The organism is Streptomyces sp. NPDC005408 (genome assembly GCF_040606445.1).
Classification (GTDB): Bacteria; Actinomycetota; Actinomycetes; order Streptomycetales; family Streptomycetaceae; genus Streptomyces.
Genome location: NZ_JBEXEX010000091.1, coordinates 1 through 14051 on the forward strand (window position 1 = coordinate 1; position 14051 = coordinate 14051).

The 14051-nt window shown below is 71.2% G+C and carries 10 protein-coding genes and 1 pseudogene; 6 read left to right on the top strand and 5 right to left on the bottom strand.

Annotated elements, in window-relative coordinates; translation table 11 throughout:
- Positions 1-85: 85 nt before the first annotated feature.
- Positions 86-493 (bottom strand): annotated as a pseudogene (locus ABZS64_RS37750) (hypothetical protein); the annotation flags it as partial.
- A gap of 593 nt (positions 494-1086) precedes the next feature.
- Here ABZS64_RS37750 and ABZS64_RS37755 point away from each other — a divergent pair.
- Complete coding sequence (locus ABZS64_RS37755) at positions 1087-1737, top strand: class F sortase (RefSeq protein ID WP_355839507.1); 651 nt, start codon at positions 1087-1089, stop codon at positions 1735-1737.
- 55 nt (positions 1738-1792) lie between these two features.
- On the opposite strand, the gene ABZS64_RS37760 is transcribed toward ABZS64_RS37755, so the two are convergent.
- Entirely contained in the window at positions 1793-2632 is an 840-nt protein-coding gene (locus tag ABZS64_RS37760) for a polysaccharide deacetylase family protein (protein ID WP_355839509.1), read from the bottom strand.
- A gap of 102 nt (positions 2633-2734) precedes the next feature.
- Positions 2735-6040 (bottom strand): bifunctional lysylphosphatidylglycerol synthetase/lysine--tRNA ligase LysX, encoded by a 3306-nt coding sequence (gene lysX, locus ABZS64_RS37765; protein ID WP_355839511.1) that lies wholly within the window; start codon positions 6038-6040, stop codon positions 2735-2737.
- 60 nt (positions 6041-6100) lie between these two features.
- Between lysX and ABZS64_RS37770 the strand changes: the two genes are divergently transcribed.
- On the top strand, positions 6101-6574 hold the full coding sequence (locus ABZS64_RS37770; RefSeq protein ID WP_355839513.1) for a universal stress protein: 474 nt from the start codon (positions 6101-6103) through the stop codon (positions 6572-6574).
- A 36-nt stretch (positions 6575-6610) separates the two neighbouring features.
- On the opposite strand, the gene ABZS64_RS37775 is transcribed toward ABZS64_RS37770, so the two are convergent.
- On the bottom strand, positions 6611-7690 hold the full coding sequence (locus ABZS64_RS37775) for a CapA family protein (RefSeq protein WP_355839515.1): 1080 nt from the start codon (positions 7688-7690) through the stop codon (positions 6611-6613).
- Between the two features lie 224 nt (positions 7691-7914).
- Here ABZS64_RS37775 and ABZS64_RS37780 point away from each other — a divergent pair, with 224 nt between their 5' ends.
- Positions 7915-8454, top strand: coding sequence for a sigma-70 family RNA polymerase sigma factor (locus ABZS64_RS37780; protein WP_355839517.1), 540 nt, complete (start codon positions 7915-7917; stop codon positions 8452-8454).
- A 319-nt stretch (positions 8455-8773) separates the two neighbouring features.
- Complete coding sequence (locus ABZS64_RS37785; RefSeq protein WP_355839525.1) at positions 8774-9346, top strand: sigma-70 family RNA polymerase sigma factor; 573 nt, start codon at positions 8774-8776, stop codon at positions 9344-9346.
- A gap of 21 nt (positions 9347-9367) precedes the next feature.
- Here ABZS64_RS37785 and ABZS64_RS37790 read toward each other — a convergent pair whose 3' ends face one another.
- Positions 9368-12280 (bottom strand): AAA family ATPase, encoded by a 2913-nt coding sequence (locus ABZS64_RS37790; protein ID WP_355839519.1) that lies wholly within the window; start codon positions 12278-12280, stop codon positions 9368-9370.
- 141 nt (positions 12281-12421) lie between these two features.
- Here ABZS64_RS37790 and ABZS64_RS37795 point away from each other — a divergent pair, with 141 nt between their 5' ends.
- Positions 12422-13087, top strand: coding sequence for a hypothetical protein (locus ABZS64_RS37795; RefSeq protein ID WP_355839521.1), 666 nt, complete (start codon positions 12422-12424; stop codon positions 13085-13087).
- A gap of 354 nt (positions 13088-13441) precedes the next feature.
- Positions 13442-13915 (top strand): hypothetical protein, encoded by a 474-nt coding sequence (locus ABZS64_RS37800; RefSeq protein ID WP_355839523.1) that lies wholly within the window; start codon positions 13442-13444, stop codon positions 13913-13915.
- Positions 13916-14051 lie beyond the last annotated feature (136 nt).

A 14051-nucleotide genomic window follows, 5' to 3' on the forward strand; every position in this document is an offset into this window, starting at 1 on the left:
TTCGTACGACCCCGGGGAGCTCTCCGGGACCGGGCCGGCGGTCAAGACCGCGTGGGCGAGGCTCAATGCCGGGAGGTTCGGCCGGTCAGGCCTTTCCGCCGATCGGGCGGCGGCGCCGGACGATGAAGAGCGAGCCGCCGACGGCCGCCGCGGCGACGAGTCCGCCGCCGATCGCCATCTCGGTGCTGCTCGGGCCGATCGAGCCGCCGAGACCGCCCATGGCGCCACGGCCGGCCAGCACGGTGAACTGCGCGGTCGCCACGTTCCGGCTGTCATTGCACCGGACCGCCAGGTTGTACTGCCCCGGCGACGCGTTGTCGTTGATCCGTGCGGTGGCGGTCGAGACGCCATTACGGGGCTGGGGGAGATTCGTCTGGGGGAAGGCGTTGGACGTGACCGTGCCGCCGCGATTGCAACCCCGGACCGTGATCGTCAGGGTGGCGCCTTGGAATACTTGCTGCGGGCTGACGGAGAGGACCTGGACCCCGCCGTTGCCACCCCGACCGTCATCCCCCTGACCATTGCCACCCCGGCCGTTGTCGCCCTGACCATTGCCACCCTGGCCGTTGTCGCCCTGACCATTGCCACCCCGGCCGTTGCCACCCCGGCCGTTGTCGCCCCGGCCGTTGTCGCCCCGGCCGTTGTCCCCCTGACCGTTGACCCCCTGACCGGTTGACCCTTGACCGACGTCGCCGCCCGCGGCGGCCAGCGGGGCAGAGAGCCCGAAGGCCGCGATGGCGGCCGCGGTCACTGCGAGAGCGCGTGATGCACGCATCGTAGAACCTCCTGTGGAAGACGCCCCAAAGCGGCGCTCCGGGAGATTCGACGAGTACGTCTTCCTATGACGAACCCTCACTGGGCCGGACAACCCCCGCATTTCGGAGCTGGTCCACTCCGGTGAGCGACACGCCGACGACACGCCGAGAGATCTGACGGAGTCCCAGGTCACGGACCGTCAGAACTTTTATCTGCCGAATACTCGGATGGGTCATCGCCCGCCGGCCCGCCACCCGTTCGCCCTTCCCTCCTCGCCGGTCCCCCGGCGCTCACTTAGCGTGCCTACAACGCCTACGAAAAGGGAGAATCATGGGCGAGTTCTACAGCGGCTCGGAGTCGAGGAAACGCTCGCCCTGGGGCGTACTGGCCCTTGTCATGCTCACAGGTATGGCGATGATGAGGAACGGCGTCGATGTCGGCCTCGGCCCGCCCCAGCCCGCGGCCGCCGCCTCGCTGAGCCGCCCCGGCGAGACCTTCGCCCCCCTCGTCGCCGCCCAGACGCTGCCGTACGCCCCCGCCGAACGCGTGCGGATCCCCGCGATCAACGTCGACGCACCGATCATGAACGTGGGCCTGGACCCCGACGGCTGGATCCAGGCCCCGCCGCCCCAGGACCCCAATATGGCGGGCTGGTACCAGAACGGCATCGCCCCCGGCCAGCGCGGCACCGCGGTCGTCGTCGGCCACGTCGACAATCTGTCGGGGCCTGCGGTCTTCTACGGCCTCGGCTCCATCGCGAGGGGCCAGCACATCGAGGTCGGCCGCTACGACGGCAAGACAGCCGTCTTCGAGGTGTACGGAGTCGAGGTGTTCTCCAAGGCGAACTTCCCCGGTGCCCATGTGTACGGCGACACGGGCTACGCCGAACTGCGAGTGATCACCTGCGGCGGCGGCTACTCGAAGAGGAGCGGCTACGACGGCAACGTCGTCGTCTTCGCCCGTATGGTCAAGGTCCGCTGATCCCGGCCCGATGAACACCGGGCGGGCCGCCGCGGGCCTCGGCCGGGCGGGCGCCTCAGCGGCGCGGAACGGTGATGTGGTATCCGGCGTCCAGCAGCCCGGGCAGATAGCTTCGCAGCGCGGCGACGCTCTGCGAGCGGTCGCCGCCCGCGTCGTGCGAGAGGACCACTACGCCCGGCTCCGCGCCGTCGAGCACCCGGCGGACGATGGTCCTGGTGCCGGGCTCGGTCCAGTCGAGGGTGTCGACGGTCCAGGCCAGTGGTTCCATGCCGAGCTCGGCACCGATCTCGAAGGAGACCCTGTTCCACGCGCCGTACGGCGCGCGGTACCACAGCGGCGCGGCACCCAGGGTCTGCTCGATCACCTCGCTGGTACGGCTCAGTTCGCCCCGGATCTTCGAGGGCGGGAGCTTCGGGATCAGCGGGTGCGACCAGGTGTGGTTGCCCACGACATGTCCGTCCTCGGCCATCTGACGCAGCAGATCACGGTTGTCGGTGGCCATCTCGCCGCAGACGAAGAACATCGCGTTCACGTGGTACTCGCGCAGGGTGCTCAGAATGCCGGGCGTGTAACGGGGATCCGGCCCGTCGTCGAAGGTGAGCACGATGCTGCGGCCCGCCTCCTGGAACCGCTCGAAGGGCCTGCTGCGCACCGGCGGCAGCGCCCGGCGGAATCTCGGCGGGGCGTCTGCCGTCATCGGCTGCAGCCTGTACGCCGATTCCTTCACCGGCGGGCCCGCGGCAGCCGGGGCGCCCGTTGCCGGACGAGGTGCGGCCGCCCCGCCGGGGCTCGGGTCCTGCTCGGTGAAGAGTGCCCCGGCGGTTGCGGCCGCGCCGAGACAGGCCACGATACGGAGCACCGATCGGCGGCCCAGGAGCATCTGGTCCATTTTCATGACCAACTGCTCGCACGGCTTCGGCTCCCGGCACCTCACCAACACCGATTAGGGGGACGAAAGCACCCGATGGGAGCAGCCGGACGGCAGGGACGCGCGGGTTCAGCCGCGGCGGACGAGCGGGAAGGGCAAAGTCTCGCGGATGGTCAGCCCGGTGAGGAACATGACGAGCCGGTCGACCCCGATGCCCAGACCGCCGGTCGGCGGCATCGCGTACTCCAGCGCGTCCAGGAAGTCCTCGTCGATCTCCATCGCCTCCGGGTCGCCGCCCGCGGCGAGCAGGGACTGGGCGGTGAGCCTGCGCCGCTGCTCCACCGGATCGGTCAACTCCGAGTAGGCGGTGCCCAGTTCGGTCCCGAAGGCGACCAGGTCCCAGCGTTCGGCCAGGCGCGGGTCCTGGCGGTGCTGGCGGGTGAGCGGGGAGACGTCGGTCGGGAAGTCCTTGTAGAAGGTCGGTAGCTTGGTCCGCTCCTCGACGAGCCGCTCGTACATTTCGAGGACCACATCCCCACGGGTGTCGTCGGGGGTGTGCGGCACGCCCACCCGGTCGCACAGTCGTCGCAGCACGGCCTCCTCGGTGTCGGCGTCGACCTCCTCGCCGAGTGCCTCGGACACGGCTCCGTACAGCGTCTTGACCGGCCAGGGGCCCGAGATGTCGTGCTCGACGAGCTTGCCGTCCGGGCCGGCCTTGTGCGCGATCGGGGTGCCGAAGGCGGCGGTTGCCGCGCCCTGGATCAGCTCGCGGGTCAGATCGAGCATCACGTCGTAGTCGGCGAAGGCCTGATAGGCCTCCAGCATCGTGAACTCGGGGTTGTGCTTGTACGAGACGCCCTCGTTGCGGAAGGTGCGGCCCATCTCGAAGACCTTTTCCAGACCGCCCACACACAGCCGCTTCAGATACAGCTCGGGGGCAATCCGCAGATAGAGGTCGAGATCGTAGGCGTTGATATGGGTCGTGAAGGGCCGGGCGTTGGCGCCGCCGTGGATCTGCTGGAGCATCGGCGTCTCGACCTCCAGATAGCCGCGCTCCAGCAGGCCCTGGCGCAGCGCCTGGACGGCGGTGGAGCGATGGCGTACGACATCGCGGGCGCCGGGGCTGGCGACGAGGTCGAGATAGCGGCGCCGGATCCGGGCCTCGGGGTCGGCCAGGCCGCGTCGCTTGTCGGGCAGCGGGCGCAGGCACTTGCCGGTCAGCTGCCAGTGGGTGACGAAGACCGACAGTTCGCCCTTGTCGCTGGCGCCGATCTCGCCGGTGACGACGACGTGGTCGCCGAAGTCGACATCGGAGGTGAAGCCCTTCAGTACGTCCGCGCCGCAGCTGTCACGGGTGAGGGCGAGCTGGAGGTCTCCCGACCAGTCGCGCAGCACGGCGAAGACGACGCCGCCGAGGTCGCGTACGACCATCACGCGCCCAGCGACCGTTGCCTCGCGGCCGGTGCGGGTACCGGCCGCGGGTGCGGGGTTGGCGGCCCGGATCTCGGCGAGCGTGTCCGTACGCTGCGCGATACCGACGGGATACGGGTCGGTGCCGTCCGCCCGCAGCCGCTCCAGCTTGCGGTGGCGGATCCGTACCTGCTCGGGCAGCCGCTGCTCCCCCACCGCCGCGGGCGAGTCCGGGCCCAGCAGACCGAGGGAGTCGATGGACGGCAGCCCGGCGGTGGTGACGGGGCTGACGACGCCCCTGTTCCGCGCTTTCCCCTTGCCCCAGAGCTTGCGCAGGCTCGGTACGGAGACGAAGCCCTCGGCGATCCCGGAGGCGAGGCCGACCCGGGCGAGGGAGCCTGCGTCGCCGTAGCAGAGGAAACGGGGATACCACTCGGGCTGGTACTTGACGTTGGAGCGGTAGAGGGCCTCCAGCTGCCACCACTTGGAGAAGAAGAGGAGCAGCTTGCGCCACATTCGCAGGACGGGGCCCGCGCCGATGCGGGCGCCTTCCTCGAAGGCCGAACGGAAGACGGCGAAGTTGAGGGAGATCCGGCGGACTCCGAGCCGGGGTGCCTGGGCGCAGAGTTCGGCGACCATGAACTCCATGACCCCGTTGGGGGCGGTGCGGTCACGTCGCATCAGGTCCAGCGAGACGCCGTCCCTGCCCCAGGGCACGAAGGAGAGCAGGGCGATCAGATTTACGTCGCCGTCGAAGGCCTCGACGAGCAGGCAGTCGCCGTCGGCCGGGTCCCCCAGACGGTCGAGTGCCATGGAGAAGCCGCGTTCCGTCTCGGTGTCCCGCCAGGCGTCGGCCTTGTCGACGATGCGCTGCATCTCCTCGTCGGTCAGGGCCGAGTGGCGGCGGATCCGCGTGGTCGCTCCGGTGCGCTTCACACGGTTCACGGCCTGCCGGATGACCCGCGTGTCGCGGCCGTCCAGGTCGAAGCGGGCGACGTGCAGGATCGCCTCGTCGCCGAGCTGGATCGCGCCGAGCCCGGAGCGCGCGAAGGCCCTGGCCCCCTCCTCCGACGCTCCCATCACGGCAGGCGCCCAGGCATAGCGCTTGGCGAGGTCCAGCCAGGCCTGGATGGCGGGGGCCCAGGCCGCCCGGTCGCCGACCGGATCGCCGCTGGCCAGAGCGACGCCGGCTTCGACGCGGTAGGTCACTGCGGCCTTGCCGTTGGGTGAGAAGACGACGGCTTTGTCGCGGCGGGTGGCGAAGTAGCCGAGTGAGTCATGGGAGCCGTAAGCACCGAGCAGGGCACGGATCCGGGGCTCCTCGTCGCCGTGCAGGGCGGCTTCCATGCGCTGCGAACGAAAGAGCGTAGCGGCGGCGCCGAGCAGGGCGATCGCGCCGAAGAGACCCAGCAGGAAGAAGAGGAAGCGGGCCGGGCGGCCGTCGAACTGATCGCCGGAGGCCAGTCCGCCGAGCACGCGGTTGGCGGCCCACAGCAGGCGCTGATTCTGCGGCAGCCCGCCGGGGAACAGCTCGACCAGGGCCCAGCCGACGAGCACACCCGCGGCGAGCCCGAGGACCAGGACGAGAAGCGCGTGACCCAGTGACCCCCGCCGGGACTTGGCGTAGAACTCCCCGCGCGCCGCGACGAGCACCGCGACGGCGGCGGTGCACAGCACCAGATTGGGGATCCACGTCCACTCGTGGTCGAAGGCCAGGACCAGTACGTCCGCGACCATCAGCAGGGCCAGATAGCTGACGACCAGCCACCACGCGGCCTTCTTGCGGGCGCCGATGGCAGCGGCGAGCAGCAGCAGAAAGGCCGCGTAGGCGAGGTTCGCACTGACGGGGACGGTGACACGGTCCAGGAAGACGGCGACGGGGCGCAGCAGCCGCCGCAGCGGAGGGATGAGCGAGAGGATCACGCAGAACACACCGAGTGCGGCGAAGAACATCGCAAACGCACCGGGCACCCTGCTGAGCAAGCCGCCACGGGCGGAAGCGCGCTCCTCCACGGTGACACTCATGATCTGCACTCTAAGGAGACCGCTCGCGGGCCGCCTGTCGGGAGGGACTAGCCTCGATGTGTGACAGAGCAGCGGCCTCAGCAGCAGCCCCAGCGGTTCGAGCGCGGCACCGACGGCCCGAAGGTGATCGTCGTCGGGCTGGACGGATCCGATTCCTCGCTGCGGGCAGCGGCGTACGCCGGCGGTCTCGCCCGGCGGCAGAATGCCCTGCTCGCCATCGTGTACGTCCAGCCAGTGATGCCTACCGGTTCGGCGTTCGGCGTCCCGGTCGGGGACGCGACCGGGGACATCGCCGAGGAGCTGGCGGCCGAGATCCGCGCCGCCGCCGAACGGGTCAAGGGGATCTGGGACGTCCGCTGGGAGTTCCACACGGTCCGCGGTGACCCGTACAGCGGTCTGGTCACCGCGGCCGACGACCTCAAGGCGGACGCCGTGGTGGTGGGGGCTTCGGAGTCGGCGGGACACCGGATCATCGGCTCGGTCGCGGTCCGGCTGGTGAAGGCGGGGCGCTGGCCGGTGACGGTGGTTCCGTAGCGCGCCCGCCCGTAGCCCGCTCACCGTTCGGCCGCGCTAGCGCCCCATCGTGAGGCCGTCCTTCGCGGCCCCGCGACTGAGGACCGCCTTGCTGATCTCCGACAGGACCTCGCGGTACTCGCCCCGGTCTGCGCCGCGATGCAGCTCCTGCGGCAGATCGACGACACGCCCCGACTCGGCGTCCATCCACTGCGGGATGAACTCCGCCTTCCCGACCACCCAGCGCCGGCCCGGCTCCGCGGGCGGCACGAAGGTGAAGCGGCCGGTGGACCCCTGGTCACCGCCCATGCCGTAGACGATCCAGGTGCCGTTGACCTTCTCGTACGCCTGCGGGACACGGGCGTGGGTGCCAAGGATGAGGTCGATGTCGGGGCGGCCCGCGGTGGTGGACGCGGTGAGCTGCCCACCCAGGCGCAGCTGCTGCTCGTCGGGCTCGGTCTGCCACTGCGTACCCCAGTGCAGGCTGACGACGACGACGTCCGCACCTGCCCTGCGGGCGGCGCGGGCATCGGCGACGATCTTCTTCTCGTCGATGAGACTGACCGTCCAGGGCGGCTCGCCGGGGCGGTGGAGGTCGTTGGTGTCGTCGGTGTATGCCAGTTGGGCGACCTTCGCGCCCCCGGCCTTCAGCCAGGCGGGGCTGCGGGCCTCGGCGGCCGTGCGGGCCGCTCCCGCGTGTCTGACGCCCGCGGTGTCGAGGGCGTCGAGGGTGCGGTTGGAGGCGGTGGAGCAGGAGTCGTATCCCGTGGCGCCCAGCGCCTTCGCGATCTGCGGAAGGGATGTGAGGGCGGGACAGTGGCAGATCGCCAGATCGGCCTGCGAGATGACCGGCTTGACGCCTGCGAGCAGGGGCCGGAAGTCGTAGCCCGCGCCGGCCTCGCCGCCCACGTCCGCCGTGGCCCGGCGGACGACCGAGTTGTGCGTCAGTACGTCGCCGCTCGCGACGAGGGTGAAGCCGCGGGCCGCGCTCGGACCACCGGCGGCGGAGGGCACGGGGTGCCCGGTCTGCGGGCGCTGCCGGGTGTGAGCAGGGTCCGGCTGTCCGGCGCAGCCTGCCGTGGCTGTGAGGAGTACGACGGTTGCGGCGACCGTTCCCTGACGCGTGCGCTGAGTCATCGGTCAGGATTCACAGCCTGGACCCGGTCGAGTCAAGCGACCCAGCCGACATTCACTGAGACGGAGGTGGTTGTTCCCATTGCCTCCGGCCGACCGCTCACCGCACCATTCGCCGCTCCGTGCGACCGCTCGCCGACGACAGGTGTACGTCATCTGTCCCTCGGCGCCCCGATGCGTTCGTATACGCCACGTGGCAGCGACCTCTGCGCGAAAGGGTGTTGGCAATGGTGACGGCGACCGCGACCGCTTCCGCGACGACCGACGAGCGGGCCCTGGCGGAGCTGCAGCGTGAGCACGGGCCCGCACTGCTCAGCTTTCTGCTCGGTCTGACCTACGGGGACCAGCAACGCGCCGAGGACCTGCTGCAGGAGACGCTCGTACGGGCCTGGCAGCACCCCGAGGCCTTCGACGGTCCCTATGAGTCGATGCGGCCCTGGCTCTTCACGGTCGGCCGGCGCCTCGCGATCGACGCCCGCCGCTCCCGGATGGCCAGGCCGACCGAGATCGGCGACGGGGTCCTGGCCACCACGCCGGATCCCGCGGACGTGACCGAGACGGCCGTCGCCCAGCTGGATGTGCGGGCCGCGGTCGAGTTGCTGAGCCCCGAGCACCGTGCAGTGCTGGTGCAGATCTACTTCCATGGGATGAGCGTGAACGAGGCAGCCGAAGAGCTCGGCATACCTGCAGGAACGGTCAAGTCGCGTTCGTACTACGCGCTGCGTGCACTGGCCCGCTGTCTGCCGGGGTACGCGCGACGGCGGTGACGCGGGGCCGGGGTCGTCCGGCCGGCCGCTTTGTCCTCAATCGCCGGGCGGGCTTGATTTCAAGCCGTCCGGCGATTGCGCGCGAGGCATGCAGGGCAAGGCGCTCGCCCCACAGGCCGCGGTTGCCGCTCGTCGTGTCAGTTCGACCGTTCGTCGCTGTCCCCGTCGGCGGATTCGGCCGCTGAGCGCCGAGCAGGTCCGTATACGCCAGGTGGCGGATAACTCCGCAGCCGTACCCCGCCAACCTTCTGAGAGTCGGTGCAGCTGGCCGACGCGGCCGACATCCCACCTCAGAAGGAGAGTTACGGTGAACACCACCCTGGACCAGCAGACCGGCGCCACCGCGACCGAGCCGCGCACCGAGCCGCGCACCGGGCCCCGTACCGACGAGCGGGCGCTCGCCGAGCTGCAGCGCGAACACGGCAGGGCCCTGTTCGGCTTCCTCCTCGGACTTTCCTACGGAGACCGGCAGCGGGCCGAGGACCTGGTGCAGGAGACCTTGGTGCGCGCATGGAAACATCCGGAGGCACTCGAGACCGACCACGACTCGATGCGCCCCTGGCTGTTCACCGTTGGCCGCCGCCTCGCGATCGACGCCCGCCGCTCCCGGCTGGCCCGCCCCGCCGAGGTGGCCGCGGACAGCCTTGAACAGTCCCCGTTGGCCGAGGACCACACGGAGACCTCGTCCACCGCGCTCGATGTGCGCGAGGCCGTCAGGACGCTGAGCCGGGAGCACCGCGAGGTGCTGGTGCACATCTACTTCCGCGGTCTGTCGGTCGCCGAGGCGTCCGAAGCGCTCGGCATTCCCGCCGGCACCGTCAAGTCCCGTACGTATTACGCCCTGCGCGCCCTGCGCAAGGTGCTGCCGGGCTACGGCGCACTGGCGATCTGAAGCCCTCGCCGGCGAGCCCCCTCACTCCCCCGCGGCCTGCAGCGCGGCCTCCCTCGCCACTTCGGTGCGCGACCGCAGCTGCAGCTTGCCGAGGATGTGCGACACATGGGTCTGGACGGTACGCCGCGACAGGAACAGCTCGGTGGCGATCTCCGGGTTGGAACGCCCCTCGGCGACCAGCAGCGCGACCTTGAGCTCGGCGGGTGTGAGCGACTCCCAACCGGTGGTGGCCCTGCGACGCGTCGCGCGGCTACCCCTGCGAACGCCCAGCGTGCGCAGCCGGGCCCCGGCCCTGGCGATGTCCCACCGGGCCCCGAGACTTTCGTACGCCTCCACCGCCCGGTCCAGACTCACGCGCGCCGCCGCGAGGTCGCCGTGCCATGCCTGCGCCACTGCGAGATCCTCCAGCGTCAGCCCCAGGAGCAGCGGTCGCGTGCCGCGTTCGTAGTTCGAGACGGCCTGCGTCAGCAGCGCAGGATCCTGGGCGAACAGCCCCCGGCAGCGGATCGCCGCGGTCGCCGGGCCAGGAATTTCGTCGGCTCGTGCCGCCTCCGCCTCGCAGGCCGCCACCGCGGCACCGGCACTCGCGGCGTCCCCCGCCTCCAGGGCGAGCCGGACCAGGTCGGGCAGCAGCCGGTGGCGCTCGTTGACCATGTCGGCCGCGTACTCGTCGGACAGTACGGGGAGCAGCACCTGCAGGGCGTCCTTCGGGCGCCCGTCGCGCTCGGCCAGCAGGGCACGGGCCAGCAGCAGATGGACGGCTTCACGGCGGACCGCGGTGCCGACGGCGAGAGCGTCGGGCTCCACCTGTTCCAGATGGGCGTCCGCCGCCGCGCGCCGATCCTGGTGTCCGAGGATCAGGGCGTGCATCCCGTGGACGAGCACGGGCACCGCAGCGTCCGAGACCTTGAGCTCCGCGGCCTGCTCCAGATGTTCTGCGGCACGGTCCCAGCGCCCGGTCCTGAACTGGAGATCGGCACACCGCGCTTCGATGCCGACGAGGCGGCCGCTGGAACCCGTGCGCCGGGCCAGTGTGCGCGCCTCGTCCAGGGTCTTCTCCGCCTCCTCGGTCCTGTGGAACCTGACGTGCCCCTCGGCGAGATTGATGAGCATCAGGAGCCGGATGTCGGCGGCGGCCGGGACCTGCCGCGCCCGGGTGATGCCCTGGGCGACCTGGTCGAGCGCCTCACGTTCCCGGCCGAGCCGGTAGTAGACGTACGACATCGCATGGCGTGCCTCGGCCTCGGCGAGGGGGTCACCGAGCTGCTCCGCCGCCGCGACCGTCGCCTCCCCCTCGGCACGTGCCTCGTCCAGCCGGGCCAGGTCGGTGTGGCAGAGCACCCGGCAGGCCACGAGTCTGATGTTCCAGACGGCGGAGAGACCGGGCTCCGCCAGTGCCTCCTCGGTGGCCTTCAGCGCCCGGGCCATCTCCCCCTGCACCATCAGCGCCGAGGTCAGCATGAAGCCGAGCAGGACACGCCGTTCGGGGTCCTCAGCGCGGTCGCGCAGCGTACGCACAAGACCGGACGACTCGGGGCGGCGCAGCAGAACCGCCGCCTCGGCGAGCCGCTCCTCCAGGACGGGACGGTCGGCGTCAGTGGGCCAGCCCTGCTCAATGGCCCGCTCGATCAACTCGGCTGCGAGCACCGGGGACTGGGAGTTGAGGGTCCCCGCGTGCTCCACCAGCCAGCGCACCGCCCATGCGGTCATGGGACCCGACACACCGCGCAGCTGCCCGGCGACGACGGCCGGTGCCGCACCCGTGTCGAGCAGGGCCCGTGCGGTGTCCAGATGCAGCGCCGAACGCACCGACGGCGGGATGTCCTCGTACAGCGCTTCGCGAACCACTTCATGGCGAAAGCGGAGCCGGTCGCCGGTGTCGCTCAGCAGACCGGCGGCCAGGGGGTCGTCCAGGTCCTCCAGGAGCAGGCGCGTGGTCCGGCCGAGCACCAGGGCGAGCTGCCCGACGTCGAACTCCGTGCCGAGGAGGGCGGCCTGGCGGAGCGTTTCGTACGAGGTGGGTGAGAGGAATCCGATTCTGTCCGCCAGGGAGCGCAGATGCCCCGATTCCCTCTTGGGCGCGGTGAGTTCGGCTCTGGGTGCGGTGAGTTCGGCGCGGCCACCGGCGGTGTCGACGGCTCCCTCGGCCAGCAGGCCGGTCACCAGCTCCTCGATATAGCGCGGATTGCCGCCCGCGAGGCCGACCCGGCCGCGCAGCCGGGGACCAAGGGGCGCACCGACGAGATTCTCCGCGAACCGGTCCGTCTCCTCGGGGGTGAGGGGTCCCAGAGACAGCGGCAGAGTGCCACGCTCGACCAACCCGGCCCGCAGCCGGTCGAGTTCACGGCGGCGGGGCACGGCCCGGCACGAGGCCACCAGGAGCAGCGGCAGCCGGGGCGCCGCTTTGCTGAGCCGCTGCCACATCAGCAGGCTCGCGTCGTCCGCCCACTGGAGATCGTCGAGTACGAGAAGGAGCGGCCGCTCGGCGCAGAGCTCGTCGACGACGGCCAGCAGCCGGTCCATGGCCGCCATCAGTGAGGCCTCGGCCGTCGTCGCCTCGGCGCGCTCGCCGTTCAGCAGCGCGACGATCTCGCTCCGCCCGGCGTCCGCGGCTGCGGTGTCGCCGTACAGGGTGTCGAGAACCGCCCGGAGCGGATAGCCCTGCCACAGCTCGTCGCCGCTTCCCACGCGTGTGCGACAGCCGAGTTCTTCCGCGGCCGTGAATGCTTCGTCCAGCAGGCGGGTCTTGCCCGCCCCCGGCTCGCCCTCGACCAGCGCCGAGCCGCCGCGCCCTGCCAGTGCCTCGTCGAGCAGTGTGCGCAACGTGCCGATGTGCTCTTCCCGACCGACCCACACGGCGGCCACCACCCCGTCCCCGTAACGCGCGGCGGGGGCGGAATCTCTCGCCCAGCCGTCGCCGACGCGCACCGTCACGCATTATCGGTGCGGGCCGGATCGGCAGTCCACAGGTCGCGGCCGGGCGTGGCGGGCCCGGCGGCTGAACTCGCGGCGTGCTCCGTGCGTAATGCCGGACGTACGAATCGCACGCTTCGACCCATCCCGAGGACGGTTCCTGTGACCGAGACGCCCCCATCCCGGCGGACGGCGATCGCCGAGACGGCGCTCGCCTGCCTGGCGCTGAGCCGGTGCCCCGACGCGGCGGCCGCCCGCGCAGCCCGCCGGGCGCGCCGCTGGCTGCGCGGCGCGTTGCTCCAACCGGCGCAGTCCGCAACGGAGTTGATCGAATCGGCGTTGCGTGCGCTCGCGCTGCGCGAGGCCCGGCCCGTCGATCTCGGTCACCCGCTGCTCTCCGCACCCGGCTACGCGGCCCTCACTCGGATCGTTCACGCGGTCGCCGTCCACGTCGATCTGGGTGTGGTCGGCGGCGCCCCGACCGGCAGGCTGGGCGGGCTGCTCGCCCGTGACATCGCGACCGGTACGCCGTGCCCCTTCACCGGGCGGCCCGGTTCCCCCGCTCTGGTCGCGGCCCGTCTTCTGGTCGAGCATCCGGCGGCGGAACGGCAGCCCGTGCGTGAGGCGGTGGCCCACATCGCGGCGACGCGGAGGGACGAGGCCCGGCTCGAGGACGAGCCGCCCGCCACGGCGCTGGCTCTCCTCGCGCTCAGTGCGGCGGACCCGGGCAGCCCCGCGTGGCGCAGGTGCCGGGCGGGGCTGTTGCGGATTCAGCTCCACGACGGAAGCTGGCGTCCCAGGCCGGCGCCGGTGCCGGTGGCGGCGTGACGCCGTGGCTCAGGTCCCGCGCGCGCCGTCCGTTGCGCGGCTCAGGTCCCGCGCGCCGTCCGTTGCCCGGCTCAGGTCCCGCGCGCCGTCCGTTGCCCGGCTCAGTCCCGCGCCGTTCGGGACTCAGTCCCGCGCGTCCCGGATGTCCCTGCGGTGTCCTCGTACCCCTGTGGCCACGTCCAGGGGGCGACAGTATGCGAAACCTCACGCTCAAGTTGAGTAAAGACGGGCTCCCAGCCGTGTCTCACGGTGGAGGCTCGTCGTCGTGTCGGCACGAAGTCGTCCGGGAAGAAGGTGGGAAGGGTGCAGCCCGAGAGTACGAATGGAACCAGCGGAGGCGGGCTGGCAGTCCCCATGGCGTGGCTCTGCGCCGAGTACATCGCCGACGAGATGCTGCGAGCCGGCGCGCTCGTGGAGGGCGGTTCGCTCGAATACCGCGCGGGCAGACAGACGCTGGCGCTCACCATCTATCTGTGCGACAGCGCGGACGAACTGGCGGGCGTGCGGGTGGTCTCCCGCATCGACGAGTGGCTGTCACTGACCTCCTACGGCCATCCCTGGCAGGAGTGGGTGCAGGAGCGGCTGGCCGCACGGCAGGAGCGGGAGCGGGACCTCGACGAGGGAGCCGACCCGGATCTGGCGCTCGCGCTGGACGCCTGGCGCTGGCTGCGGCAGACGGAGCTGCTCGCCGCCGATCTGGGCGACAGCGAGCCGTGGCACCCCGCGAATCCGACGGCCAGGGTCGTGGACGAGTGCGCGGAAGTATGGACTCCGGCCTGGCAGCTGGGACTTCCACTGAGCCATCTGGCCATCCATCTCTTCTGCTGATTCAGGCCCTAGGTCCTGTCCGGTCGATCAGGCCGGATCAGTGAGCGGGTCTGGCGATGGGGGCACCTCCCGTGCCCGAAGGGCTACGGGGGAGCATCGCAAGGCATGAGGATGGGGGTCCCCCCGCCGAAGGCAG

Coding starts and splice junctions, on each gene's coding strand:
- ABZS64_RS37755 (WP_355839507.1), top strand. CDS start 1,087: ATGGGCGAGTTCTACAGCGGCTCGGAGTCGAGGAAACGCTCGCCCTGG.
- ABZS64_RS37760 (WP_355839509.1), bottom strand. CDS start 2,632: ATGAAAATGGACCAGATGCTCCTGGGCCGCCGATCGGTGCTCCGTATC.
- lysX (WP_355839511.1), bottom strand. CDS start 6,040: ATGAGTGTCACCGTGGAGGAGCGCGCTTCCGCCCGTGGCGGCTTGCTC.
- ABZS64_RS37775 (WP_355839515.1), bottom strand. CDS start 7,690: ATGACTCAGCGCACGCGTCAGGGAACGGTCGCCGCAACCGTCGTACTC.
- ABZS64_RS37780 (WP_355839517.1), top strand. CDS start 7,915: ATGGTGACGGCGACCGCGACCGCTTCCGCGACGACCGACGAGCGGGCC.
- ABZS64_RS37800 (WP_355839523.1), top strand. CDS start 13,442: ATGGCGTGGCTCTGCGCCGAGTACATCGCCGACGAGATGCTGCGAGCC.